General features: G+C 60.7%; 23 protein-coding genes. 11 read left to right on the top strand and 12 right to left on the bottom strand.

Features of this window, described 5'->3' with window-relative positions:
* Positions 1 to 99: 99 nt before the first annotated feature.
* Both ACM6I6_RS28325 and ACM6I6_RS28320 read right to left on the bottom strand, forming a co-directional pair.
* Positions 100 to 849, bottom strand: a complete 750-nt coding sequence (locus ACM6I6_RS28325) for an anti-sigma factor family protein (RefSeq protein ID WP_414921077.1) — start codon at positions 847 to 849, stop codon at positions 100 to 102.
* Complete coding sequence (locus ACM6I6_RS28320) at positions 846 to 1352, bottom strand: RNA polymerase sigma factor (protein WP_414921076.1); 507 nt, start codon at positions 1350 to 1352, stop codon at positions 846 to 848. Before ACM6I6_RS28320 ends, ACM6I6_RS28325 begins: the two co-directional genes overlap by 4 nt.
* Before the next feature lie 158 nt (positions 1353 to 1510).
* On the opposite strand from ACM6I6_RS28320, the gene ACM6I6_RS28315 reads away from it, so the two are divergent.
* The 3 genes from ACM6I6_RS28315 to ACM6I6_RS28305 all read left to right on the top strand — a co-directional run bounded on the left by ACM6I6_RS28315 (position 1511) and on the right by ACM6I6_RS28305 (position 3970).
* A complete protein-coding gene (locus ACM6I6_RS28315; protein ID WP_414921075.1) occupies positions 1511 to 2596 on the top strand; it encodes a catalase family peroxidase in 1086 nt (361 codons plus the stop codon).
* On the top strand, positions 2593 to 3138 hold the full coding sequence (locus ACM6I6_RS28310; RefSeq protein ID WP_414921074.1) for a cytochrome b: 546 nt from the start codon (positions 2593 to 2595) through the stop codon (positions 3136 to 3138). Before ACM6I6_RS28315 ends, ACM6I6_RS28310 begins: the two co-directional genes overlap by 4 nt.
* A gap of 253 nt (positions 3139 to 3391) precedes the next feature.
* On the top strand, positions 3392 to 3970 hold the full coding sequence (locus ACM6I6_RS28305) for a hypothetical protein (protein ID WP_414921073.1): 579 nt from the start codon (positions 3392 to 3394) through the stop codon (positions 3968 to 3970).
* 356 nt (positions 3971 to 4326) lie between these two features.
* Here ACM6I6_RS28305 and ACM6I6_RS28300 read toward each other — a convergent pair whose 3' ends face one another.
* Positions 4327 to 5478: a M14-type cytosolic carboxypeptidase gene (locus ACM6I6_RS28300; RefSeq protein ID WP_274076576.1), complete on the bottom strand. Its 1152-nt coding sequence runs from the start codon at positions 5476 to 5478 to the stop codon at positions 4327 to 4329.
* 317 nt (positions 5479 to 5795) lie between these two features.
* On the opposite strand from ACM6I6_RS28300, the gene ACM6I6_RS28295 reads away from it, so the two are divergent.
* From ACM6I6_RS28295 to ACM6I6_RS28275, 5 genes are all read left to right on the top strand, one after another.
* Positions 5796 to 6464, top strand: coding sequence for a GntR family transcriptional regulator (locus ACM6I6_RS28295; protein ID WP_414921072.1), 669 nt, complete (start codon positions 5796 to 5798; stop codon positions 6462 to 6464).
* Positions 6465 to 6600: 136 nt separating this feature from the next.
* A complete protein-coding gene (locus tag ACM6I6_RS28290) occupies positions 6601 to 7407 on the top strand; it encodes an ABC transporter substrate-binding protein (RefSeq protein WP_274076575.1) in 807 nt (268 codons plus the stop codon).
* Positions 7408 to 7418: 11 nt separating this feature from the next.
* Positions 7419 to 8186: an amino acid ABC transporter permease gene (locus tag ACM6I6_RS28285; protein WP_274076566.1), complete on the top strand. Its 768-nt coding sequence runs from the start codon at positions 7419 to 7421 to the stop codon at positions 8184 to 8186.
* A gap of 1 nt (position 8187) precedes the next feature.
* The gene (locus ACM6I6_RS28280) at positions 8188 to 8967 is read left to right on the top strand and encodes an amino acid ABC transporter ATP-binding protein (protein WP_274076565.1); all 780 of its coding nucleotides are present in this window, start codon (positions 8188 to 8190) and stop codon (positions 8965 to 8967) included.
* 31 nt (positions 8968 to 8998) lie between these two features.
* A complete protein-coding gene (locus tag ACM6I6_RS28275) occupies positions 8999 to 10609 on the top strand; it encodes a gamma-glutamyltransferase family protein (RefSeq protein WP_414921071.1) in 1611 nt (536 codons plus the stop codon).
* Positions 10610 to 11020: 411 nt separating this feature from the next.
* Here ACM6I6_RS28275 and ACM6I6_RS28270 read toward each other — a convergent pair whose 3' ends face one another.
* Positions 11021 to 11362 carry a DUF6124 family protein gene (locus ACM6I6_RS28270; protein WP_274076563.1) on the bottom strand — a complete coding sequence of 114 codons (342 nt, stop codon included), beginning with the start codon at positions 11360 to 11362 and terminating at the stop codon, positions 11021 to 11023.
* A gap of 129 nt (positions 11363 to 11491) precedes the next feature.
* Here ACM6I6_RS28270 and ACM6I6_RS28265 point away from each other — a divergent pair, with 129 nt between their 5' ends.
* Positions 11492 to 12130, top strand: a complete 639-nt coding sequence (locus tag ACM6I6_RS28265; protein WP_274076562.1) for a LexA family protein — start codon at positions 11492 to 11494, stop codon at positions 12128 to 12130.
* Positions 12131 to 12169: 39 nt separating this feature from the next.
* Here the strand turns inward: ACM6I6_RS28265 and ACM6I6_RS28260 are convergent, their stop codons facing one another.
* From ACM6I6_RS28260 to ACM6I6_RS28245, 4 genes are all read right to left on the bottom strand, one after another.
* Positions 12170 to 14125, bottom strand: coding sequence for an acetyl/propionyl/methylcrotonyl-CoA carboxylase subunit alpha (locus ACM6I6_RS28260; protein WP_414921070.1), 1956 nt, complete (start codon positions 14123 to 14125; stop codon positions 12170 to 12172).
* Positions 14125 to 14940, bottom strand: a complete 816-nt coding sequence (locus ACM6I6_RS28255; protein ID WP_414921069.1) for a gamma-carboxygeranoyl-CoA hydratase — start codon at positions 14938 to 14940, stop codon at positions 14125 to 14127. The genes ACM6I6_RS28260 and ACM6I6_RS28255 overlap by 1 nt, the downstream gene beginning before the upstream one ends.
* A gap of 135 nt (positions 14941 to 15075) precedes the next feature.
* Positions 15076 to 16683 carry a carboxyl transferase domain-containing protein gene (locus ACM6I6_RS28250; RefSeq protein WP_414921068.1) on the bottom strand — a complete coding sequence of 536 codons (1608 nt, stop codon included), beginning with the start codon at positions 16681 to 16683 and terminating at the stop codon, positions 15076 to 15078.
* A 12-nt stretch (positions 16684 to 16695) separates the two neighbouring features.
* Positions 16696 to 17859: an isovaleryl-CoA dehydrogenase gene (locus ACM6I6_RS28245; RefSeq protein WP_056724068.1), complete on the bottom strand. Its 1164-nt coding sequence runs from the start codon at positions 17857 to 17859 to the stop codon at positions 16696 to 16698.
* A gap of 275 nt (positions 17860 to 18134) precedes the next feature.
* Here ACM6I6_RS28245 and ACM6I6_RS28240 point away from each other — a divergent pair, with 275 nt between their 5' ends.
* Positions 18135 to 19832 carry an AMP-binding protein gene (locus tag ACM6I6_RS28240; protein ID WP_414921067.1) on the top strand — a complete coding sequence of 566 codons (1698 nt, stop codon included), beginning with the start codon at positions 18135 to 18137 and terminating at the stop codon, positions 19830 to 19832.
* A 692-nt stretch (positions 19833 to 20524) separates the two neighbouring features.
* On the opposite strand, the gene ACM6I6_RS28235 is transcribed toward ACM6I6_RS28240, so the two are convergent.
* The 3 genes from ACM6I6_RS28235 to ACM6I6_RS28225 form a co-directional block, all read right to left on the bottom strand.
* On the bottom strand, positions 20525 to 21424 hold the full coding sequence (locus tag ACM6I6_RS28235) for a hydroxymethylglutaryl-CoA lyase (RefSeq protein WP_323607514.1): 900 nt from the start codon (positions 21422 to 21424) through the stop codon (positions 20525 to 20527).
* Positions 21425 to 21553: 129 nt separating this feature from the next.
* Entirely contained in the window at positions 21554 to 21952 is a 399-nt protein-coding gene (locus ACM6I6_RS28230) for a MerR family transcriptional regulator (protein WP_274076555.1), read from the bottom strand.
* A 206-nt stretch (positions 21953 to 22158) separates the two neighbouring features.
* Complete coding sequence (locus ACM6I6_RS28225; protein ID WP_274076554.1) at positions 22159 to 23088, bottom strand: LysR family transcriptional regulator; 930 nt, start codon at positions 23086 to 23088, stop codon at positions 22159 to 22161.
* Between the two features lie 164 nt (positions 23089 to 23252).
* Here ACM6I6_RS28225 and ACM6I6_RS28220 point away from each other — a divergent pair, with 164 nt between their 5' ends.
* Positions 23253 to 24482: an acyl-CoA dehydrogenase gene (locus ACM6I6_RS28220; protein WP_008057192.1), complete on the top strand. Its 1230-nt coding sequence runs from the start codon at positions 23253 to 23255 to the stop codon at positions 24480 to 24482.
* A gap of 44 nt (positions 24483 to 24526) precedes the next feature.
* On the opposite strand, the gene ACM6I6_RS28215 is transcribed toward ACM6I6_RS28220, so the two are convergent.
* Positions 24527 to 25333 (bottom strand): TatD family hydrolase, encoded by an 807-nt coding sequence (locus ACM6I6_RS28215; RefSeq protein ID WP_414921066.1) that lies wholly within the window; start codon positions 25331 to 25333, stop codon positions 24527 to 24529.
* Between the last annotated feature and the right edge of the window lie 151 nt (positions 25334 to 25484).

Below are 25484 nucleotides of genomic sequence, written 5' to 3'. Positions count from 1 at the left end.
ACTGGCTTGCCAGCGAAAGCGGTGGATCAGGCGGCATCGTTGTTGACAGGAAGGACGCCTTCGCTGGCAAGCCAGCTCCTACAGGGATTTGTGGTGTGGTCAGAACTCGGTCTGCCTGAGCATCTGCGCCGCCGGCGTATCCACCGGGCTGACCATCGCATAGTTATAACCGCTACCCGACCAGTACTCGGCCTGCAAACCGCCATCGCTACGACTGCCCCTCGGCAGCAGGTAGTTCTTCGGCCCAGGCGGGCGCACGTAAAAGCTGATCTTCTGCCCGCCCTGGTTCTCGTAGACCACCATCGCCGCAGGTCCCTGCTCGGTGCTGAGCAAGCGCCCGCTGGCCGGTTTGAATCCCGCGCCCGACAAGTCAGGCAGGCGATTGGCCTGGGTGAAATAACGGTCGAGCCAGCCCTGCATGTCACCTTCGTCGCCGGCCTTGTAGTCGGCCGGCAAGAGGCCTTGCTGGGCAATCAGGCGATAGGCCTGCAGGGCGTCGGTCATCGGTAGCTGGGTGCTGACGAGAGTAACTTCCCGCGCCTGCCAGCCGCCGAACCCGCCGACACTGACCGCGATCAACAACACTGCGGCGCTGGCCAGGTGGCGACGGGACTGGCGCTTCATGCGTTGGCGAATGACGGCCGGATCAAGGTCGGGATTGGCCGGCTGCTGCAAGGCGGCACCGAGGGCCGCGCGCAGGTGCTGGGCGTCTTGCTGCCAACCGCGAACCTGCGCCGCTACCTGTGGGTTACTGGCCAGAAAGGTCTCCACCAGGCGCCGGTCTTCCTCGCCGAGCTGATGGTCGACGTATGCGTGCAGGTCGCGCTCACTGGGGGGCATGCTGATCATTTGAGTCTCCGCAGGGAAGGGCGGTTGATTTCGCCATCGCTGAGTTGGCGCAGGGCCCGGCGAGCCCGGGACAGGCGGGACATCACGGTGCCGGTGGGGACGTCGAGAATCTCGGCGACCTCTTTGTAACTCAGGCCTTCCACCGACACCCACAGCAGCAGCGCCCGCTGTTCGGTGGGCAGTCGATCGAAGGCGTCGAGGGTCGATTGGGCGATCACGGTGCGCTCCACGGAAGGCTGCGCATCGTCGCGTCCGGTAAAGAATTCGAGCATTCGGGCATAGCGTCGGGTACGGCGGTGAGCATCGAGAAACTGTCGATACAGAATCGAGAACAACCAGGCGCGCAAGTCGCCTTCGACGCGCCTGCCGCCCCAACTCGACAGCGCCCGCTCAAGGCAGGACTGCACCAGATCGTCGGCGCTGCTGGGGTTGCGCGTCAACGACAGGGCAAACCGCCGCAATCGGGGAATGATTTCTCTCAGTTGTTCGTCGATCTCGTTCATGAAGTTCTGACTAGTCACTACGCTTTGGACTAGGAAGACGCCCGGCACTCGAGGTTATTCCACGACTGAAAAAATAAATACCGCGCGATGGAATAAACCCTCGTGGGGTTCGTCTGCTTGATTCTTCTCACTTGTGGCCGATGGCCCTGGAGTCTTTCATGGTAGATCGATCAACACCGCCAACCCGGCCACCCTTGAGTGGCGCGAGCCTGGTGCTGCGCCTGGCCGGCATTGCCGTGGTCGTCGCCGCAGTGGCTGGGGCGTTTGCCTACGTCAACGGCACCCTTGACCCACAGCGCCTGACCCCGAAAAAGCTGATCAATGTGCTGGAAACCAACAACGGTGTGCATCCGGGGTTCCGGCGCAACCACTCCAAAGGCGTGTGCGTGATCGGCCATTTCGAGAGCAGTGGTGAGGCGCGTAGCTATTCCAGCGCGCAGGTGTTCAATCAGGCACGCACGCCCGTGGTCGGTCGTTTTGCCTTGCCCGCGGGCAACCCTTATGCACCAGACAGCGCGGTGCCTATCCGCAGCATGGCCTTGCGTTTCACCCAGGCCAACGGCCAGCAGTGGCGCACCGGGATGAACAGCATGCCGGTATTTCCGGTGGGCACGCCCGAGGCGTTCTATCAGTTGCAGCAAGCCCAATCACCGGTTCCCGCGACGGGCAAACCGGACCCTGCCGCGGTACCTGCGTTCTTCGGATCACATCCGGAGGCCGGACCGTTCCTGGCCTGGATCAAGACCGCCAAACCTTCGGCCAGTTACGTGACCGAAACCTACAACAGCGTCAACGCGTTTTACCTGGTTAACGCCGCAGGACAACGGCAAGCCGTGCGCTGGAGCATGGTGCCGGTGGCCCAGGATGCGCCGGGCGCTACGGCGCCTGCGGGCACCGATTTCCTGGAGAAGGATCTGGTTCAGCGCATCGCCGCAGGGCCGTTGCGTTGGCAGTTGAACATCACCCTGGCCAACCCCGGCGATCCGGTCAACGACGCGAGCAAGGCCTGGCCAGAGGGGCGCAAAGTGTTGAACGCGGGGACATTGGTCCTTGAAAGCACCCAGCCGCAACTCAACGGCGAATGCCGTGACATCAACTACGACCCGCTGGTGTTGCCTGCCGGGATCGAAGGTTCCGACGACCCATTGCTCGCCGCTCGCTCGGCCGGTTATTCCAATTCCTACCTGCGTCGCACCAGCGAAGTCAGCCAGTTGCCCGCCGCCAAACAGGAGGCCCAGCAATGAGCACTCAACCGAAGCATTTCGCCCCTCTGGCACGCCTGCTGCACTGGCTGATGGCACTCATGGTTATGGCCATGCTGTTTATTGGCGCCGGCATGGTCTCTTCGGTGTCCGAGCGTCATGAATGGCTGATTCACCTGCACAAGCCGTTGGGAGTCGCCATCCTGCTGCTGGTGATCGTGCGCCTGGCGGTGCGCTTCTCTACCCAACAACCCCCGCTGCCGGCCGACCTCCCGGGTTGGCAAGTGCTGGCGGCCAAGGCATCGCACGTCTTGCTGTATGCCTTGATGCTGGTATTGCCGTTGTTGGGCTGGGCGATGATCTCGGCGTCGGGCGAGCCGGTGATGCTCAGCGGTTCATTGCAATTACCATCGATCGTGCCGCCGAATGCGCAGGTGTTCGCGTTCCTGCGCAAGGCCCACGGGTATCTGGCGTATCTGCTGTTCCTGACCGTGCTGCTGCATCTGGCGGCGGCGTTGTTCCATGGTTGGGTGCGGCGCGATGGTGTACTGCAAAGTATGCTGATGGGAAAAGACCGGAGTTGAGAAGTCGGGCAGCGCCCCATTCTGAGCGCGCTGCCTGGTATGTTCGCATTTACACGAGGGATATATTTCGAGATTGAGAAAACGGGTTTAATGTGCAAAATCGGTTTTTTATAGCGATATGGTATTTTGATTTCTAGAAAACTGTCATTTCTTACAGGTTCTTTCTTCTGGAAAAGCTGATCAAATATTTTTAGCTGTTTTTGGGCGTGCCAGATGGCTATTGGTATTTAACAAGTTTAAAGGGGGAGCAACCATGGTGGTATTTAATCGCTTCAATGGTATGCAACGTTTTAAAAGCTCATTATCTGTCATTGCAATATCAACCTTGGCGGTAGCTTGTTCATCCGGCCCATCTGTTAACCAAGCGGTGTCCCTTCCATTGTTATCGAAAAATTCCAACGTCCAGGCGGAGCCGAACCAAATAAGAGACTGGCGCGGTCCGATCTGGTGGATACCCTTTTATGTAGTCGAAGCTTCATGCCAAAGCGATGGAACGAGTTTTGTAATGGCTGGAGAAAAGTACGAAGAAGGCCGCAAAAAGCTCTACATTGGATGTGCACTGCCACAATATCAAGGTGCTGGCTTGCATTCGCGATTAGCTGAAAGAATTACTTTACCTTACGAAACAAATAGTACGATGTGTCCAGAAAATAAGGTTCAGGCAAGTTTCGGCCTGAATAATACCGGGAACGTTAGACTTGTAATGACTTGCGTAGGACTGGCTAAGGAGTGGACGGCTATGCGAATTCCCAATACGAGCGTGCACCCTGTCAAACACCCCTTTGCATGCCCGGAAGGTCAATATTTAAGAGGGCAGCAGATCGATAGTTAAACTGGTAATATGGCTTACTACTGTGGACGCCCCGAGCCGGGAGAAAACTTTCGGCCCCCAGCGCCAACAGGATTCAAAAAAATAAGTTCAACGCAAAATACGATTACCTTTGGCTGGAATGCGGTGGAGGGAGCACAAAAATATCGAGTGACACGCTCTGACCCTTACCCAGGTATCAATCTTGGAGAGACTGGAGCGACGACACTTACTGTTGATGCGCCTGCTGCGCTGAGATGGTATTCGATAAAATCAATAGTCAATGGGTACGAGTCGCAGAAATCGGATTCTATTTTGGCACGTCCTTGATGGAGAGATCTAACACGATGTGAGTCATGTTAGATCTGCCGTATTATAATTTAGCGAAGTTCGCCAATTATATCCGCCACTGTTGCCAGCACATCCTTCCCCAACTGCTTCGACCGCTTCCCCGACCACCCCGTCAACGGGTTCGGATGATCATCATGATCCTTGAACGGCATTTCCAGGGTCAGCGACAGGCAGTCGTACTTCTGGCCAACGCTGTTGCACGCCAGGGTCATGTTGGCCTGGCCCGGTTCGTCGCGGGTGTAGCCGTGTTTGGTCTGGAAGTCCTTGGTGGTGTGTTTCAGGTGGCTGCGGAAGTGCTCTTCGAGTTTTTCGATGCGCGGCGTGTAGCCTGGGTTACCTTCGCAACCGGCGGTGAACACGTGGGGGATTTCCTCGTCACCGTGGACGTCGAGGAACAGGTCGACGCCGTACTGTTCCATCTGTTGCTGGACGAAAAAGACTTCCGGGCTGATCTCCTGGCTGGCGCTCTGCCAGGCGCGGTTCAGGTCCTGGCCCATGGCATTGGTGCGCAGGTGACCGTGGAAGGCACCGTCCGGGTTCATGTTCGGCACCAGGTACAGGTCGGCGCTGGCCAGCAGTTTGTTCAGCACCGGGTCGTCGTGTTTTTCCAGGCGCTCGATCACGCCCTCCATGAACCACTCGGCCATGTGTTCGCCGGGATGTTGCTGGGCAATGATCCACACCTTGCGCTGGCCTTCGGCACCGGTGCCTTTGCGCAGCAGCTGGATGTCGCGACCTTCGACACTCTTGCCGGTGGCCAGCAGTTCGGTGCCGGCCTTGGTCAGCGCCTGCTCGATCAACCAGTCATGACGCCCCCGGCTGTAGGGTTCGAAGTAGGCGAACCAGGCGTGGGTCTGTTCAGCTTCGAGGCTGAAGCGCAGGCAGTCGCCCTCGAAGATGGTCGGCACGCGGAACCAGTTGACGTGGTCGTAGGACGCTACGGCTTGATAACCGGTCCAGGCCTTGTTGTAGGAGGACTGGCTGGCATTGTTCAGGCGAAACCAATGGTCCTGGCCGACATGCAGGCCGCTGGCCTTGAAGTGGAACCACTGGAAATGGTTGCTCTTGGTGTCGGGGCGGATGGCCAGCAGGGGCTTGAGCGGGTCGCTGACATCGATGACCTGGATGTTGCCGCTGTCGAAGTTGGCAGTGATTTCGAGCGAGGATTTGGCCACGGTCAGGGTTCCTGATTGAGATTTTTATGGCGGCTACTTTACACGCAAGCTTAGAGGGTTAGCAGCGCGGATAAAACGTTTCACCCGGCGTGCTGCGGTTTGCATTTCTGTCGTGTTACCACACGCACCTTATTGTGGCCGTAAGGTGACATCTTGGGGCATTTCAACTCGCCTGCTGCGACGTACCGGGCTGAAGCCGAGCCTTCCTGTAGACCAATACATCAATCCAATCAGATACCTGCACATGCGGCACGTAACTTGGCATGCAATGTGCTTTTTTGGATATATGGATAATTGGATACAAAAATACAAAAGGTGCACCGATGAAATTCGCCCCTGCCTACACCGAGCGCCAACCCGTCACCGCCGAAGAGGAGGCCTACAACTTTCTCCTGGAGGCGATCTGTAAAGGCCGTTACCGCACTGGTGAGCGCCTGATTGCCGAGGACATCGCCGGGGAAATCGGCATGAGCCGCATGCCGGTGCGCGAGGCCTTCCGTCGCCTGGATGCCGATGGCCTGGTGACGTTGCGGCCCAATCGCGGCGCGATCGTGCGCGGCCTGAACATCGAGGAGATGCGGGAAGTCTTCGAGATGCGCAGCGCCCTTGAAGGCCTGGCCATCCGGGTCGCCGTGACGAAACTCAGCGAGCGCCATTTCAGCCATCTTGAGCGCCTGCTCGACGAGATGGACGATTACCGGGAGGACGGCGCCGAGTGGGTCAGCCGCCATCGGGCCTTCCATGAATACCTGTGCAGCCTGAGTGAACGGCCGCGCCTGATGCGCCAGATATCGGCACTGTATTCGGTGATCGAACCGCACATGCGCCTGTGGCTGCAACACGCCGACAAACCCCGCAGCGCCCGGGACGAGCACGCCTCGATCATTGCCGCACTGCGTTCGGGCGATCCGGACAAGGCGGCCGCGGTGGTGTGCGAACACATCGAAGGCACCATTCCGCGACTGATTCAGTTTCTCGAAGCCCACCAATAAAGCAGATACCACACCCCCCTGTAGGAGCCGGCTTGCCGGCGAAGGCGGCCGAATGAGCGAAGCAAGACTCAAGCGCCAATCGCTGGCAAGCCAGCTCCTGCAGGGGACACCGTTGCAGCCCACTGGAGTCATGCCCATGCACAAGCCTTGCGCGTTAGTTGCCGTGTTCACCTTGAGTCTGTGTTCGCAGTGGGCGTTCGCCGCCCCCGAGTTACCCGAGCGATTGAGCAAGAGCGAGAAGATCGTCTATTGCTCCGGCATGGATTCCCCTCCGTTGGTGTCGTTCGACGTGAAGCAAAAACCGGTGGGGCTGCAGGTCGACATGGGCGAAGCGATTGCCCAGCGCCTGGGTGACAAGAAGGTCGAGTGGCGCATCTCGCCTTTCGCCGGGCTGATCCCGGCGCTGCTGGCGCAGCAGTGCGACATGATCGTCGATCAGCTGTTCGACAAGCCCGAACGCCGCGAGGTGATCGACATCGTCAACTTCATGTATTCCAGCCAATCCATCGTGGTGCCCAAGGGCAACCCCAAAGCGGTGAACAGCCTGGAAGATCTGTCCGGATTGAAGGTGGCGGTCAGCAACGGTTCGACCATCCGGGTACTGTTGGGCAAGGAAAACGAAAAACTCGAAGCGGCTGGCAAGGCGCCGATGAAACTGGTGGTGTACAACGTCGACGCCGATGCGTTCCAGGCCTTGCGCATCAATCAGGTGGATGCCTTCGGCACCACGGTCGAATCCGCCGGGCATTACCAGCAACTCGCCCCTGACCTGTTCCAGTCGGCGGTGCCGGCGTTCAATCGCATCCTCACCGGTTTCGGCGTGCGCAAAAGCGATCCGCAGCTGACCGTGGCCTTGACCGAAGTCCTGCAAGGCATGCGCGCCGACGGCAGTTACGCCGCGCTCCTCAGTAAATGGCACGTCGACAGCGACAAACTGGACTGAGGGCAGACCGGATGAATTTCAATTGGGATGTGTTCTGGCAGTACCTGTTGCAGCCCAGCGATGTCTACCTGACGGGGCTGTGGCTGACCTGCCTGATCAGCGTGTCGGCGATGTTGCTCGGTTGCGTGCTGGGGCTGATCGCGGCGTTGATGAAGCTGTCGAGTAATCCGCTGTTGCAGTACCCGGTGCGCTTTTATGTCTGGCTGATGCGCGGCACGCCGTTGCTGGTGCAGATCGTGTTTCTGTACACGGCATTGGCGGCAGGGGGGATATTCCGCTTCGAAGACCTGGACCTCGGCTGGTTCATCGTGCCGGGCAACATCCAGGCGGCGATCATCGCCCTGGGCCTGAATGAAGGCGCGTACATGGCGGAGATCATCCGCGCCGGCATCGGTGCGGTGGACAAGGGCCAATACGAAGCCGGGCGATCCCTGGGCATGACCTTTGCCAAGTTGATGCGGCGCATCGTCCTGCCCCAGGCGTTCCGGGTGATCGTGCCGCCGCTGGGCAACGAGTTCAACGTGATGCTGAAAAACACCACGCTCGTCAGCGTCATCGGGGTGCAGGAATTGCTGCTCAGTACACAAATGGTGACCTCGGCGACGTTCCGGGTGTTCGAGCTGTACCTGGTCGTGGCCATCTACTTCCTGGCATTGACCACGTTGTGGGGCTTTTTCCAGCGCTGGCTGGAACAACGTTTCGGCCAGTCTGATCGTCCGGCACCGGCTGCCAGCCGGATGTTCGGCCGCAACACCATGAAACTGTTGAGGGGGCGTTGAGATGGCGCGCATGAGTGAAGAGCTGGTCATCGAGGCGCTGGATATTCACAAGTCTTTCGGTGACCTGGAAATTCTCAAGGGCATTTCACTGCAAGTGAAACGCGGTGAAGTGGTGGTGCTGATCGGCGCTTCCGGTTCCGGCAAAACCACCTTTATCCGCTGCATCAATCTGCTGGAAGAGATTCAATCCGGGCAGATCCGCGTCGGCGGTCGGCCCATGGGCTACCGCACCCGGGCCGATGGCAGCCTGGCCCGGGACTCGGAACGCAACATTGCCCGCCAGCGCCGGGACATCGGCATGGTGTTTCAGCGTTTCAACCTGTTCCCGCACATGACGGCCCTGGAAAACATCATCGAAGCGCCGATCCAGGTGCTCGGTGTGTCGCGCACGGCGGCGCTGGAACAGGCGAGGGCGCTGCTCAAGCGCGTCGGGTTGGCGGAAAAGGCCGATCACTATCCGTCGATGTTGTCCGGTGGTCAGCAGCAGCGGGTGGCCATTGCCCGGGCGCTGGCCATGAAACCCCAGGCGATGTTGTTCGACGAGCCCACCAGCGCCCTGGACCCGGAGACGGTGGGCGAAGTCTTGCAAGTGATGAAGGAGCTGGCCGAGGAGGGCATGACCATGGTCGTGGTCACCCACGAAATGGGTTTTGCCCGGGAAGTGGCCGACCGGGTGGTGGTGCTCGATCAAGGTGAGCTGATCGAGCAGGGGCCGCCTGAACAGATCTTCAGCCAGCCCAGGCATGCCCGCACCCGTGCCTTTCTGAGCCGCGTGCTTTGAGTCCATCAAACAAATTTGTGTGAGTCCTGCCATGTTCAATTTTTCTGCCCATGAGTACCCCTACGCCTCACAACGTCAAAGTGTCTTCGCCAAACGCGGCATGGTCGCCGCGTCGCAGCCATTGGCCGCCGAAGCCGGGATTGAAATGATGCGTCGCGGTGGCAATGCCATCGATGCCGCCATCGCCACGGCCGCGGCCCTGACGGTGGTCGAACCCACCGGTTGCGGGATCGGCGGCGACGCCTTCGCGTTGGTCTGGACGCAAAACAAGCTGCACGGTCTGAACGCCAACGGTGCGGCCCCGCAGGGTCTGAGCATCGAGGCGGTGAGGGCGGCCGGTCATGAAAAGATGCCGTTGCATGGCTGGACGCCCGTGACCGTGCCGGGCTGTCCATCCGCCTGGGCAGAGTTGTCCACGCGTTTCGGTCGCCTGCCCTTTGCTGATGTGTTGCAGCCAGCGATCAGCCTGGCGCGGGATGGGTTTCCAGTGTCGCCGGTGGTTGCGCTGCAGTGGCAAACCGCGCTGGAAGACTTCACCCCGGATCGTAACGAGGTGCTGGAAAGCTGGTTCGAAACCTTTCTGATTGATGGCCGCGCACCGCGCGCAGGTGAACTGTTCCGCAACCCGGCGCAAGCCCGCACCTTGAGTGAACTGGCGGCCACCGGTTGCGAAAGCTTTTATCGCGGGGCGCTGGCGCAACGCCTGGATGCCCATTCGCGCGCCACGGGCGGCTATCTGCGCGCCAGTGATTTGCAAGACTACCGCGCCCAGTGGGTCGAGCCGATCAAGGTCAACTACCGCGGCGTCGACGTCTGGGAGATTCCACCGAGCGGCCAGGGACTCGTGGCCCTGATGACGCTGAAGATTCTCGAGGGTTTCGATTTCGACCACCGTGACAGCCAACAGACCTGGCACCGTCAGCTCGAAGCCATGAAACTCGCCTACAGCGATGGCCTGCACTACATCACAGACCCGCAGCACATGCGGGTCGCCGTGGACGACCTGCTGAGCGAAGCCTACGCCAGCCATCGCCGGGCACAGATCGGTGAACGCGCGGTGGCACCACAACCGGGAGACCCCCATGCCAGTGGCACCGTCTACCTGGCCACCGCCGACGCCGACGGCAACATGGTTTCATTCATCCAGAGCAATTATCACGGTTTCGGTTCCGGCGTGGTGTTGCCGGACAGCGGCATCGCCCTGCAAAACCGCGGTGAGGAGTTCAGTCTTGATCCCGCTCACGCCAATTGCCTGGCACCCGGGAAAAAGACCTTCCACACCATCATTCCCGGGTTTCTCAGCAAGAACGGTGAGGCGCTGGGACCTTTCGGCGTGATGGGCGGCTACATGCAGCCGCAGGGGCATGTGCAGATGGTCATGAACCTGGTGGATTTCGGGCTGAACCCACAAGCGGCCCTGGATGCACCGCGCTGGCAGTGGTTGGGCGAAATGAAGGTGGGCATCGAGCAGGACGCTTCGCGAGACATGGCGGCGGCACTGGCACGGCGCGGGCACGAAGTGCAGGTGGTGTGCGATCGCACGAGTTACGGGCGTGGACAGATCATCCTGCGCGACCCTGAAAGCGGTGTGTTGTGTGGCGGGACCGAGCCGCGTGCGGACTCGCATATAGCCGTGTATTGATGGCCTGAAGGGGGGGGGCGTCCTCCCTGACGCCGTCGCAGCTTAGAGATTATGCGATTGATTCTCAAGTGCTATTTGCCATTACTTTGCCCCAATGCCACAAGGCTTCTCTTGCCAACTGATGTTCTTTTGATATGATCCGCGCCATCGAATTTGCGACACATCAAGACTTCATTAGCCTGAAGCCATAAGCCAGAAAACTGGCAAAAAAAGACCCGGCAAAAAGCCGGGTCAAAAACCGTGATTAGCCTGATGAGGAGATAGTCCAGGAGACCGACCTAAGGTCACCTGGTCCATCGACTGATCTCGCGACCAGCTGATGCAATAATAATCATTCTCGTTTGCAAGTCAAACGATTTTGTCTGCGCGTCAGGAAAACTCTTTCCTGTCCTTCTGTTCGGCACCTACCTGCTAGCCATTCCTGCCACCCTCCAGGGAGCGGTTCAACATTGCCTTTGCCATGTCGATCATGTGCACGGTCGAAAGCGCCAGGTCCCGATGCGCACCGTGCAGGTGACTGGCTGACTCGTAGGCAGTGGCGGCGGCGCAACGTAGCAGCCCGGAAGCATGCACCAGGGCTTCCTCGATGCTGATGTTACGGTTTACGTCAAACCAATGCTCCTGCACGCCTTCCTCTGCAACAGCTGGTTTCAAGTAATAATCCAGCGCGCGCTGTGCGGCGGCAGAGCCCTGGGGAGTGTGGAGGGACGTATCGATTTGCACGTCGGGCAAGTCGTTGCTGGGTGGATTCATGATCAAGGCGAGCTCCGTGATAAATTCAGGTCCGTGATCTCATCCTAATACGTTACGTATTTGTGACAATAGTATTAATAATACATTTTGTGTTTTGCCGGGCGAGGGCCGCCACGTATCGTGCCGCACATGGATAAATGGATAGAATTGGTCAAGGCCAAGATGAGTGAACTCAAGATCACTCAGGAAATACTCGCCGACCGCCTCGGGATGTCCCAGGGCGGCATCGGGCATTGGTTGACCAAACGCCGTCAGCCCGGCATCGACGACATGAATCGAGTCCTGCAGGCGCTGGGCCTGGACTTTCTCGAAGTGGCGCTGGTGATTCGCGAGCCTGCGCACGAACAGGATGATGAGGTTTGCCTGACGCAAAAGTACAACCCGTACTTTCGCTACCCGGTCAGTGACTGGCGGGACACCGCGCAGGTGCGCGATGGAGAGCAGGCGCCGTACCGTTTCGAACTGTCCGACTACCACGCCCGAGGCGCGGCGTTCTGGTTGACCGTGGTGGGTGATGCGATGACCGCACCCAGTGGCCCCAGCGTGGCCGAGGGCATGTTGATCCTGGTGGACCCGGATGTGGAAGCGGTGCCGGGCAAACTGGTGATCGCGCAATGGCCTGACAGCAGCGAGGCGATTTTCCGCAAGTTGAGCGAAGAGGGCGGGCAGCGTTACCTGGTCCCGCTCAATCCAACATACCCGAAAAGCCTGTTCAGCGAAGAATGCCGAATCATCGGCGTGGTGGTCCAGGCCACCGTGAAGTTCTAGCCCGGCCGGCCCGCGCCATGCGCACGGCCGGCCTGGCTGTCAGGCTTCTTCCAGTTCGACCAGCGCACTGCCTTCGCTGACCATCTCGCCTTCCTGGCAATACAGCGCCTTGACCACACCGGCGTGGGGCGCGCGGATGCTGTGCTCCATCTTCATGGCCTCCAGCACCACCAGTTGCGCCCCGGCTTCGACCGTTTGCCCGGCCTCCACCAGCACGCGCACGATGCTGCCATTCATGGGCGCGGTGAGGCCGCCGTGATGGCTGTGACTGGCTTCAACGGCCGTGATCGGGTCGTAGGTCTCGATGCGGCGCAGCTCGCCTTCCCATTGCAGGTACAGGTAGTCACCCCGGCGGATCGCCCGGTGCTGGCGGCGCACGCCGTCGTGTTCGGTCAGCAATTGCTCGCCGGTGAGTCGTGCGCTATGGGACTGCGGGTTGCCCAGGGTCAAGGCGCGGTCCTGGCCCTCGCAACTCAGGTGCAGGGTGATTTGCGCGGGCAAGCCGGCGCGCAGGCCGTTGCCGATCGCCCATGGCGAGCTCGGGTCATCGACACGCGACGTGCTGTGCAGGCTCTGGGCAAAGGCCTGGCCAGCGGCTTGCCAGAATTCGTCGCTGAGCGCCGCGGGCTGTGGCAGCAGTTGTTCCTGATAACGCGGAATGAACCCGGTATCCAGTTCGGCCTGGGCAAACGCCGGGTGGGCGATGATTCGCCGCAGGAAGTTGATGTTGGTCTTGAGCCCACCGATGGCGAATTCATCGAGCATGCTCAGCAGGCGCAAGCGCGCCTGTTCGCGGTCTTCACCCCAGGCAATCAGCTTGCCGAGCATCGGGTCGTAGAACGGCGAAATCTCATCCCCTTCTTCAACGCCGCTGTCCACCCGGCGGCCCGTCCCCGGCGCGGATTCGCGATACAGCTCCAGGCGACCGGTCGCGGGCAAAAAGTCATTGCCCGGATCTTCGGCGTACAAGCGCACTTCAATCGCGTGACCGTTCAGCGGCACCTGATCCTGGGTCATCGGCAAGGCTTCGCCACGGGCTACGCGGATCTGCCAGGCCACCAGGTCGAGGCCGGTGATGGCTTCGGTCACCGGGTGTTCGACTTGCAGGCGCGTGTTCATCTCCATGAAGAAGAACTCGCCGCGGGCATCGAGCAGGAATTCCACGGTGCCGGCTCCGACATAACCGATGGCCTGCGCCGAACGCACGGCCGCCTCACCCATGGCGCGGCGCAGTTCGGGGCTCAGGCCTGGCGCTGGTGCTTCTTCGACGACTTTCTGGTGCCGACGCTGGATCGAGCAGTCGCGCTCGTTGAGGTACAGGCAATTGCCGTGTTGATCGGCGAACACCTGGATCTCCACGTGACGGGGTTTGAGCAGGTACTTCTCCACCAGCATCCGCGAATCGCCGAACGACGATTGTGCTTCGCGTTGCGCCGAGGCCAGGGCTTCGGCCAGCTGGCTGACGTCCTCGACCACCTTCATGCCCTTGCCGCCGCCGCCGGCCGTGGCCTTGAGCAGCACGGGATAGCCGATGCGTTCGCAGGCGGCGCGGAAGGTCTCGAGGTCCTGGGCTTCACCGTGGTAGCCCGGCACCAACGGCACGCCGGCGGTTTCCATCAAGGCCTTGGCCGCGGATTTGCTGCCCATGGCGTCGATGGCCGAGGCGGGCGGACCTAGGAAGATCAGGCCGGCGGCTTCGATGGCGCGGGCGAACCCGGCGTTCTCGGACAAAAAGCCGTAGCCGGGGTGTATCGCCTGGGCACCGCTGGCCTTGGCGGCGGCGATCAGTTTGTCGATCTGCAGGTAACTGTCGGCGGCCTTGCTGCCACCGAGGTCGACGCGGATATCGGCTTCACGGCTGTGCCGGGCATCGCGGTCGGTGGCACTGTGCACGGCCACGGTGGTCAGGCCCAGGGCCTTGGCGGTGCGCATCACCCGGCAGGCGATTTCGCCGCGGTTGGCCACCAGCAGGGTAGTGAGGACAGGTGCGCTCATCAACGCGGCTCCTTGGTGGTGGTTGCAGCTTGCCAGCTCGGCGGACGTTTTTGCAGAAAGGCGCGCAGGCCTTCCTGGCCTTCGGGACTGACGCGGATGCGGGCGATGGCGTTCTCGGTGTAGCGACGCAGGGACGGGGTCAACGAGCCGTCGCCGACTTCCCGCAGCAAGTCCTTGCTGGCGCGCATGGCGGCCGGGCTGTTGAGCAGCAGGTTGTCGACCCACTGCTGGATTTTCTGTTCCAGCTCGGCGATTGGGTAACTCTCCGACAGCAGGCCGAGTTCCCGTGCCCGTTGCCCGCCGAAACGTTCGGCGGTCAGGGCATAGCGCCGCGTCGCGCGTTCGCCGATGGCTTGCACCACGAACGGGCTGATCACCGCCGGCGCCAGGCCGATGCGCACTTCCGACAGGCAGAACTGTGCGTCATCGGCGCCGATGGCCATGTCGCAGCAACTGATCAGGCCCAGCGCGCCGCCGAAGGCTGCACCTTGCACCACCGCCAGGGTCGGGATTTTCAGCTTGGCCAGGTTGTACATCAGCTCCGCCAGTTCCCGGGCGTCGTCGAGGTTGGTGGCGTAGTCGAGTTCCGCCGATTGCTGCATCCAGGCGAGGTCTGCACCGGCGCTGAAATGCTTGCCACGACCGCGCACGATCAGGAATCGCAGGCTGGCATCGCTGGCCACCTTGTCCAGGGCGAGGATCAGTTCGCGGATCATCTCGGCGTTGAAGGCGTTGTTCTTTTCTTCACGGCTGAGCCACAGCGTGGCAAAACCACGTGGGTCGGTCAGCAGTTCGAGGGTATTGAAGTCGCTCATATTCATCCGTCTCCACAACTCTGTCCCTGTAGGAGCGAGCTTGCTCGCGATGGTCGTCAACGATAACGCGTGCTTACCGGGTAAACGCGTTGCCCTTTCGTCCTTCGCGAGCAAGCTCGCTCCTACAGGTTCGGATCACATCCGGAACACGCCGAAGCGGCTCGGTTCGATTGGCGCGTTCAACGACGCGGACAAGGCCAGTGCCAGCACGTCGCGGGTCTGGGCCGGGTCGATGACGCCGTCATCCCACAGGCGCGCGCTGGAGTAGTAGGGGTGACCCTGCTCTTCATACTGGTCGAGGATCGGTTGCTTGATCTCGGCTTCCTGTTCGGCGCTGAAACCGTGGCCGGCACGTTCGGCCTGCTCGCGCTTGACCTGCACCAGCACGCCGGCCGCCTGTTCGGCACCCATCACACCGATGCGCGCATTCGGCCACATCCACAGGAAGCGCGGATCGTAGGCCCGGCCGCACATGCCGTAGTTCCCGGCACCGAAGCTGCCGCCGATGATCACGGTGAACTTCGGTACCTTGGCGCAGGCCACCGCGGTCACCAGTTTCGCGCCGTGCTTGGCGATGCCGCCGGCTTCGTATTTCTGGCCGACCATGAAGCCGGTGATGTTTTGCAGGAACAGCAGCGGGATACCGCGCTGGCAAGCCAGCTCGATGAAGTGCGCGCCTTTCTGTGCCGCTTCGGCGAACAGGATGCCGTTGTTGGCGAGGATGGCGATCGGATAACCGTGCAGGTAGGCAAAGCCGCACACCAAGGTAGTCCCGAACAGGGCCTTGAATTCGTCGAACACCGAACCGTCCACCAGCCGCGCGATGACTTCACGCACGTCGAACGGTTGCTTGGCATCGGCCGGCACCACGCCGTACAGCTCGTCGCTGGCATAGAGCGGGGCGATCGGGGTGCGTTGCTGCACTTCACCCTGTTTGCGCCAGTTGAGATTGGCGACGCTGCGCCGGGCCAGGGCCAGGGCGTGTTCATCGCTTTCGGCGTAATGGTCGGCCACACCGGAAATCTTGCAGTGCACGTCGGCCCCGCCAAGATCCTCGGCACTGACCACTTCGCCCGTCGCGGCCTTCACCAGCGGTGGGCCGGCGAGGAAGATCGTCGCTTGCTCGCGCACCATGATCGCCTCGTCGGCCATGGCCGGTACGTAGGCACCGCCCGCGGTGCAGGAGCCCATGACCACGGCAATCTGCGGGATGCCCTGTGCGCTCATGTTGGCCTGGTTGAAGAAAATCCGGCCGAAGTGCTCGCGGTCTGGAAACACTTCGTCCTGGCGCGGCAGGTTGGCGCCTCCAGAGTCCACCAGGTAGATGCACGGCAGGCGGTTTTGCTGGGCGATCGTCTGGGCGCGCAGGTGCTTTTTCACCGTCAGCGGGTAGTACGAGCCACCTTTTACCGTGGCATCGTTGGCGACGATCATGCATTCGACGCCTTCCACCCGGCCGATCCCGGCAATCACGCCAGCGGCGGGCACGTCTTCGCCGTACACCTCGTAGGCCGCCAGCTGGCTGATTTCCAGAAACGGCGAGCCCGGGTCGAGCAAGCGGTTGATGCGCTCGCGGGGCAGCAGTTTGCCCCGGGAGGTGTGGCGTTCTTGCGCTTTCGGGCCGCCACCTTGCGCCACTTGGGCCAGCAGGGTGTGCAGGGCGTCGACCTGTTTAAGCATCGCCGCGCTGTTGGCGGCGAACTCCGCCGAACGGGGGTTGAGCTGGGTATGCAGGATAGCCATGGACAGCTCCGTTTAGCGGGTTTCGTTAAACAGTTCACGCCCGATCAGCATGCGACGGATCTCACTGGTGCCGGCGCCGATTTCGTACAGCTTGGCGTCACGCAGCAGGCGACCGGCCGGGAATTCGTTGATATAGCCGTTGCCGCCGAGAATCTGGATCGCGTCGAGGGCCATTTGCGTGGCGCGTTCGGCGCTGTAGAGGATCACGCCGGCAGCGTCCTTGCGGGTGGTTTCACCGCGCTCGCAGGCCTGGGCAACTGCATAGAGATAGGCGCGGCTGGCGTTGAGCTGGGTGTACATGTCGGCGACCTTGCCCTGGATCAGTTGGAACTCGCCGATGCTCTGGCCGAACTGCTTGCGGTCGTGGATGTACGGCACGATCAGGTCCATGCAGGCCTGCATGATCCCGGTCGGGCCGCCGGACAGCACGACACGTTCGTAGTCGAGGCCGCTCATCAGCACTTTCACGCCGCCGTTGAGCACGCCGAGGATGTTCTCCTCCGGCACTTCGACGTCATCGAAGAACAGCTCGCAGGTATTCGAGCCGCGCATGCCCAGCTTGTCGAACTTGTTGCTGCGGCTGAAGCCTTTCCAGTCGCGCTCGACGATGAACGCGGTGATGCCGTGGGGGCCCTTTTCCAGGTCGGTCTTGGCGTAGATCACGTAGGTGTTGGCATCCGGGCCGTTGGTGATCCAGGTCTTGCTGCCGTTGAGCACGTACTTGTCGCCACGCTTGTCGGCGCGCAGTTTCATCGAGACCACGTCGGAACCGGCGTTCGGTTCGCTCATGGCCAGGGCGCCGATGTGTTCGCCGCTGATCAGCTTCGGCAGGTATTTGGCTTTCTGTTCGTGGTTGCCGTTGCGGTTGATCTGGTTGACGCAGAGGTTGGAGTGGGCGCCATAGGACAGGGCCACCGAGGCCGAGCCACGGCTGATTTCTTCCATCGCGACCACGTGCGCCAGGTAACCCAGGCCGGCACCGCCGTATTCTTCCGGTACGGTAATGCCCAGCAGGCCCATGTCGCCGAATTTGCGCCACAGGTCGGCGGGGAACAGGTTGTCGATGTCGATCTGAGCAGCGCGCGGGGCGATCTCTTTGGCGACGAAGGACTGGACCTGATCGCGCAGCATGTCGATGGTTTCACCGAGGGCAAAGTTCAGGGATGGGTAGCTCATGGGGCACCTTTTGGCTTTTTTGTAGGGTGGGGAGGGCGGTGTTTCAGCTCTCACCTTTACGTTAACGTAAACCTGTGACGAAAGGCTGTCAATCGCCCTTTACGTTAACGTCAACTTGAGCGAGAGTAGGGGTATTGAAACCTGTAGGAGCGGGCTTGCCCGCGAAGGCGTCGGATCTGTCGACATCAGTGTAGAACGTGCCGGCCTCTTCGCTGGCAAGCCAGCTCCTGCAGGGGACCATTCGCAGCCCATTAATAAAGACAATAGGGGTCGTCATGGATCAACCCAGTGCAAGCCCGCAACGCAGTTACACCCGTGGTTCCCAGGACAAAGCCTTGCTGGCGATGACCATCGGCCAGGCGTTCGACAATACCGTCGCGCAGTACCCGGACGGGGAGGCGCTGGTGGTGCGCCATCAACAGCTGCGCTACACCTGGCGGCAACTGGCGGATGCGGCAGACCTGCAGGCCAGGGCGCTGCTGGCGCTGGGCCTGCAGGCCGGCGACCGTCTGGGCATCTGGGCCCCAAACTGCGCCCAGTGGTGCATCACGCAGATTGCCACGGCGAAAATCGGCGTGATCCTGGTCAACATCAACCCGGCCTACCGCAGCTCCGAACTCGAATACGTGTTGAAACAGTCCGGCTGCCAGTGGTTGGTCAGTGCCGGGGCGTTCAAGACTTCCGACTATCACGCCATGCTGCAGGGCCTGGTGCCGGAGCTGGCGGAGCAAGCCATCGGCAAATTGCACAGCGAGCGCCTGCCGGATTTGCGTGGGGTCGTCAGCCTGGATGCACAGCCGCCGGCGGGTTTCCTGCCATGGTCGCAACTGAGCGAGCTGGCGGGCAGCGTATCGGTCGAGCAATTGCACGAGCGCCAAAACAGTCTGCACTTCGATCAGGCGGTGAACATCCAGTACACCTCCGGCACCACCGGCTTCCCCAAGGGCGCGACCCTCAGCCACTACAACATTCTCAATAATGGCTACATGGTCGGCGAAAGCCTGGGCCTTACGGCCTGCGACCGGTTGGTGATCCCGGTGCCGTTGTACCACTGCTTTGGCATGGTCATGGGCAACCTCGGCTGCATCACCCACGGCAGCACCATGATCTACCCCAATGACGCGTTCGATCCGCTGCTGACCCTCAGCACCGTCGCCGAAGAACAGGCCACCGCGCTGTATGGCGTGCCGACCATGTTCATCGCCATGCTCGATCAACCCCAGCGCGCCGATTTCGACCTGTCGAGCCTGCGCACCGGGATCATGGCCGGTGCCACCTGTCCGATCGAGGTCATGCGCCGGGTCATCAGCGAAATGCACATGAGCGAAGTGCAGATTGCCTACGGCATGACCGAGACCAGCCCGGTGTCGTTGCAGACCGGTCCGTCGGACGATCTGGAATTGCGCGTGACCACGGTCGGCCGTACCCAGCCACAGCTGGAAAGCAAGATCATCGACGAGGCCGGCAACCTGGTGCCCCGTGGCACCATCGGTGAGCTGTGTACCCGCGGCTACAGTGTGATGCTCGGCTACTGGAACAACCCGCAAGGCACTGCGGAAGCTATCGACCAGGCCGGCTGGATGCACACCGGTGACCTGGCGAGCATGAATGAGGAGGGCTACGTGTGCATTGCCGGGCGCAACAAGGACATGATCATCCGCGGCGGCGAGAACATTTATCCGCGCGAACTGGAGGAATTCTTCTTCACCCACCCGGCAGTGGCCGATGTGCAGGTGATCGGCATTCCTTGCTCGCGTTATGGTGAAGAGATCGTCGCCTGGATCAAGTTCCACCCCGGTCACAGTGCCACCGAGCAGGAGCTGCAAGCCTGGTGCAAGGAGCGCATCGCGCACTTCAAGACACCGCGTCATTTCAAGTTCGTGGAGGAGTTTCCGATGACGGTGACGGGCAAGATCCAGAAATTCCGGATGCGCGAGATCAGCATTGAGGAGTTGCGTAGCAATAAGGCCTGACTCATTCCCTTGTAGGAGCGAGCTTGCTCGCGAAGAACTCAAGAGTGTCGCGTTGATCCAGAATGAGCGCGTTATCGTTGACGACCTTCGCGAGCAAGCTCGCTCCTACACAGGGCCGTGGAAATCTCAAGCGCCAGACAGCACAAAGGGGAGCCGAAGCTCCCCTTTAATTTTCGTTGCGCTGCTCTTTTTTTATTATTGAGGGGCGGTCTGTTTTTGTTTTTGGTGACCGTTGACCCTTTACCGCTGTTTTTGTCGATCCCCATCCGGGATCAAGAGCAAACGTATTTTTTTGAGCGCTGATCTACTTTTTCGCTGAGCGATCCAACCAGTTCGGGAGCTACCTGAAGGTAGTTTTATTATTCTCTGCCCGGTTGCGGGTAACTCCGAAAAGCACCCTGAAAAGCACATCCTCTCCAAAAAAATCTGTTAGCTGCGTCTCTGCCGTGTTGTTTTTGTTATGTCAGAGTCGTTACGTCTTGTTTTTATTAGGGGTGTCGCCAATTTTTTTATTCTTGTTATGCGATAGATATAGCAGGAGCCGTGCCAACTTTTAAAAACCCTTTAAAAACAAGCACTTGAGTTTTTTTAGGGTTTTCGGCTTCAGGGAAAACCCTACATTTTGTTTCCGTGTTACTCGCTTGCGCCCACATTCAGGTGGTTGCGGTAACACCTCGACACACCCGCACGCATCAATGTGCGCTACGCGCCTTGGCCACGCGCGAACCGGTAGGTCGTCCCAGTACATCGCAGATTTGCTGGCCGGCCAGGATCAGCGCATCCAGGTCGATCCCGGTTTCAATCCCGAGGCCATTGAGCAGGTAAACCACGTCCTCGGTGGCCACGTTACCGCTGGCGCCCTTGGCATAAGGGCAGCCGCCGAGACCGGCAATGGAGCTGTCGAACACCGAGATGCCTTCCAGCAGGCTGGCATAGATGTTGGCCATGGCCTGGCCATAGGTGTCGTGGAAGTGCCCGGCCAGTTTGTCCCGCGGCACCTGGGCCGACACCACCTCGAACATCCTGCGCGTGGCGCCTGCGGTGCCGGTGCCGATGGTGTCGCCCAGCGAAACCTCGTAACAGCCCATGGCGTAGAGCTCGCGGGCCACATGCGCTACCTGTTCCGGTGCGACGTGACCTTCATAGGGGCAGCCCAGCACGCAGGACACGTAACCGCGCACACTGACGCCATGCTGCCTGGCGGCATCCATGATGGGCACGAAGCGCTCCAGGCTTTCGCTGATCGAGCAATTGATGTTGCGCTGGGAAAACGCTTCCGACGCGGCGGCGAACACCGCGACTTCCTTGACCCCGCAGGCGAGGGCATCTTCAAAGCCGCGCAGGTTGGGGGCGAGGGCGCCGTAGGTGACGCCGGGTTTGCGCTGGATCTGCGCGAAGACATCGGCAGAGCCCGCCATCTGCGGCACCCACTTGGGCGAAACGAAGCTGCCGACTTCTATATAGCCAAGGCCCGCAGCCGTCAGCGCGTCGACCAGTCGCACCTTGTCGGCAACGCTGATGGGTTGGGCTTCATTTTGCAGACCGTCGCGGGGGCCGACTTCGACCAGGCGTACGTGGGTAGGGAGGGACATGAGATTCGACCTGTTCTAATTGTTCATAGACCCTTGTAGGAGCGAGCTTGCTCGCGAAGGACGTCAACGATAACGAGGGCAGTCTGAATGCACGCGGTGCCCTGACATCCATCGCGAGCAAGCTCGCTCCTACACAGATTCCTGACTCTTGAGCGTTTGTTCCAGCGCTTGCACACAACGCTCTTCAGCGGTATCGAGCTCCAGTTTCATCTGTTCGATGTCCAGCAGCTGCTGTTCCAGCTGTTCCCGGCGCTCGCTGATTTTTGCCAGCATGCTGTGCAGTTGCTTGGTGTTACCGCTGGACGGATCGTAGAGCTCGATCAGCTCGCGGCATTCGGCCAGGGAAAAGCCGATGCGCTTGCCCCGCAGGATCAGCTTGAGGCTGACCTTGTCGCGGGGTGAGTAGATGCGTTCCTGGCCACGCCGCTCGGGGCTGAGCAAGCCTTGTTCCTCATAGAAGCGAATGGCCCGGGTGGTGATGTCGAGCTCGCGGGCGAGGTCGGAAATGCTGTAGGTCTGGCTGCTCATGGGCGCGCTCGCAAAAAGTCATGCGCTAAGCTAATGGCAGGTTGACGTTTACGTCAAGGGGCGTGAGTTTCGGGTGTTCTTGCTGATCTCTTCGCGAGCAAGCCCGCTCCCACCTTTGATTTGCGTCGAACACAAATACCGTGTTCAGCAAAGATTAAGTGTGGGAGCGGGCTTGCTCGCGAAGAACGATAACGCGGTGTAACGCCTCACACCGTGTCCAGCTTCTTCTCCTGCGCCGTCACCTGCTGGCACAACTCGATCATCTGCTCGCGCATCCAGCGGTTCGCCGGGTCCTGGTCAGTGCTTTCGTGCCAGTAAAGGTGGGTTTCCACCGGCGGCACATCGTTGACCGGCAGATAAAAGGCGTGCAGGTCGTTACGGCGGGCGAAGCGTTCCGGCACGGTCATGACCATATCGGTCTGCTGCAGCACCTGCGAGGCCATCAGGTAATGCTGGGAGCGCAGGGCGATCTTGCGCTGGATACCCATTTTGCCCAGGGCCAGGTCAACATAGCCCAGGCCGCTGCGACGGCTGGAAATGTGGACGTGGGTCAGGCTCAGGTAATCATCGAGGGTGAGTTTTTCCTTGCCCGCCAGCGGGTGGCCCTTGCGCATGGCGCACACGTAACGATCTTCCATCAGCTTGACGTGGCGCACCTGCGGGTCGGTGTTGAGTGGTGCATCCACGGCGAAGTCGAGTCGGCCAGCGGCCAGTTCCTTGGTGGTCTCGCGCCGCTTGGACAGGAAGCTTTCGATGATCACGGTCGGCGCCAGGCGGCGCAGGCGCTGGAACAGCGGCGGCAGGATCACAGCTTCAGTGAGGTCGGTCATGCTGATGCGGTAGGTCTTGACCGCCTGCAAGGGATTGAAGATGCGGCTTTCCTGCACCGACACGCGCAGCAACGAAAGCGCGTTGCGCACCGGGCCGATAATGTTCTGCGCCATGGGCGTAGGCACCATGCCCTGGGCGGTGCGTACGAACAGCGGGTCGTTGAACGTCTCGCGCAATCGGGCCAGCGCGTTGGACACCGCAGGTTGGGTAATCCCGACAATCTGCCCGGCGCGGGTCAGGTTGGCCTCGGTGTAGATCGCGTCAAAGACGATGAAAAGGTTGAGGTCGACCTTGCTCAGATTCATTGCGCTGCACTCTTGTTTTAGGTGGGCTCGATCAGTCGATCATATATCGGTGATGAATGTTTATACACGCCGAGAATAGGCTAGGTAAATTTTCATGGCTGTTCTAGCATCGATTGCATGAACGAACAACTCCTCTGAAACCCGTTGAAAAGGTAGAGCTGGCCATGGATTTCGCTTATTCGCCCAAGGTGCAAGAACTGCGTGAGCGCGTGACCGCGTTCATGGACACCTACGTCTATCCCGCCGAAGCGGTCTTCGAGCGCCAGGTCGCCGAGGGCGACCGCTGGCAGCCGACGGCGATCATGGAAGAACTCAAGCTCAAGGCCAAGGCAGAAGGCCTGTGGAATTTGTTTCTGCCTGAGTCCGAGCTCGGCGCCGGCCTGACCAACCTCGAATACGCTCCGCTGGCGGAAATCATGGGCCGTTCGCTGCTGGGGCCCGAGCCGTTCAACTGCTCGGCACCGGACACCGGCAACATGGAAGTGCTGGTGCGCTACGCCAACGAAGAACAGAAACAACGCTGGCTCGAACCCTTGCTGCGCGGCGAGATCCGCTCGGCTTTCGCCATGACCGAACCGGACGTCGCGTCATCCGACGCCACCAACATGGCCGCCCGTGCCGTGCGTGACGGTGACGAGTGGGTGATCAACGGCAAGAAGTGGTGGACCTCCGGTGCTTGCGATCCGCGCTGCAAGATCCTCATCTTCATGGGCCTGAGCAACCCTGACGCACCGCGCCATGCGCAGCACTCGATGATCCTGGTGCCGGTGGACACCCCCGGGGTGAAAATCCTGCGTCCGTTGCCCGTGTTCGGCTATGACGACGCCCCCCACGGCCACGCCGAAGTATTGTTTGAAAATGTCCGGGTGCCGTATGAAAACGTCCTGTTGGGCGAAGGACGCGGCTTCGAAATCGCTCAAGGTCGTCTTGGACCGGGGCGGATTCACCACTGCATGCGTTCGATCGGCATGGCTGAGCGTGCGCTGGAACTGATGTGCAAGCGCTCGGTGAACCGTACGGCGTTCGGCAAACCCCTGGCACGCCTGGGCGGCAACATCGACAAGATCGCCGATTCGCGGATGGAGATCGACATGGCCCGCCTGCTGACACTCAAGGCGGCGTACATGATGGACACCGTCGGCAACAAGGTGGCGAAGAGTGAAATCGCGCAGATCAAGGTGGTGGCCCCGAACGTGGCCTTGCGCGTGATCGACCGGGCGATCCAGATCCATGGCGGGGCAGGGGTGTCCAACGATTTCCCGCTGGCCTACATGTATGCCATGCAGCGCACCCTGCGCCTGGCGGACGGTCCGGATGAAGTGCACCGCGCGGCCATCGGCAAGTTCGAGATCGGCAAGTACGTGCCCAAGGAAATGTTGCGCAGCAGTCATTAAGACGGCAGCGCGGGCCCAATCCGGGCCCGCGCTCATTCAACGGGTCAATCCACGCTGGGCAGCCCGTAGAACGCCCGCGCGCAAGCCGTACTGTGGGCGGCCAGGTCTTCCTGGCTTTCGCCGCGGTGCAAGGCCACCTCACGCAAGACTTCCGTCAGATACGCCGGCTCGTTGCGACCGTTTTTCGGTTTGGGGCGAAGGCTGCGCGGCAACAGATATGGCGCATCGCTCTCCAGCATCAAGCGCCCGCGTGGGATCTCCTTGACCAAGGGATGCAAATGCGTGCCCCGGCGCTCATCGCAAATCCAGCCGGTGATGCCGATGTGCAAATCCAGGTCCAGGTAACTGAACAGCGCTTTCTGTTCGCCGGTGAAGCAGTGCACTACGGCGGCCGGCAACTGATCGCGAAAGTCACGCAGGATTTCCAGCAGACGCTGGCTGGCATCGCGTTCGTGCAGAAACACCGGCATTTGCAGTTCGACCGCCAGCGCCAGGTGTTCTTCGAGGACTTTCTCTTGCTGCGGACGCGGTGAAAAATCGCGGTTGAAATCCAGGCCGCATTCACCGACCGCCACGATGTTCGGTTCTCTCAGCAGGCTGCGCAGGCGACGGGCGCTGTCGGCATTCCAGTCGCTGGCCGCGTGGGGATGAATACCGGCGGTGGCGAACAGCTTTTGACCTGTTTCGTCCAGTTGCCGGCACAGCTCCAGCGCCTGTTCGCTGCCCTCGACATTGGTGCCGGTGAGCACCAATTGGCAGACCCCCGCGGCGTAGGCGCGGTCCAGTACGGCCTGGTGCTTGTCGGCGAAACTGGGGTTGGTCAGGTTGACGCCGATATCGATGAGTTGCATGGTGCTACCTCGGACCAGGGCCGCAAAGCATACCAGAGCTCTGGATTTATCAGAAAAGCCAAGAACTACAACGGGTTATGGCGGTCTCTTAATGTCGCGAACAAGTCTGGGTGGTGGCGATGCCATCATTGTGCCAGTCTTTCGCGCATTG

Origin of the sequence: Pseudomonas sp. IT-P218 (assembly GCF_949767605.1) — a bacterium.
Taxonomy (GTDB): domain Bacteria; phylum Pseudomonadota; class Gammaproteobacteria; order Pseudomonadales; family Pseudomonadaceae; genus Aquipseudomonas; species Aquipseudomonas putida_AE.
The sequence above is the reverse complement of the archived record's forward strand: the minus strand, read 5'-3'. Positions and strand labels throughout refer to the sequence as shown.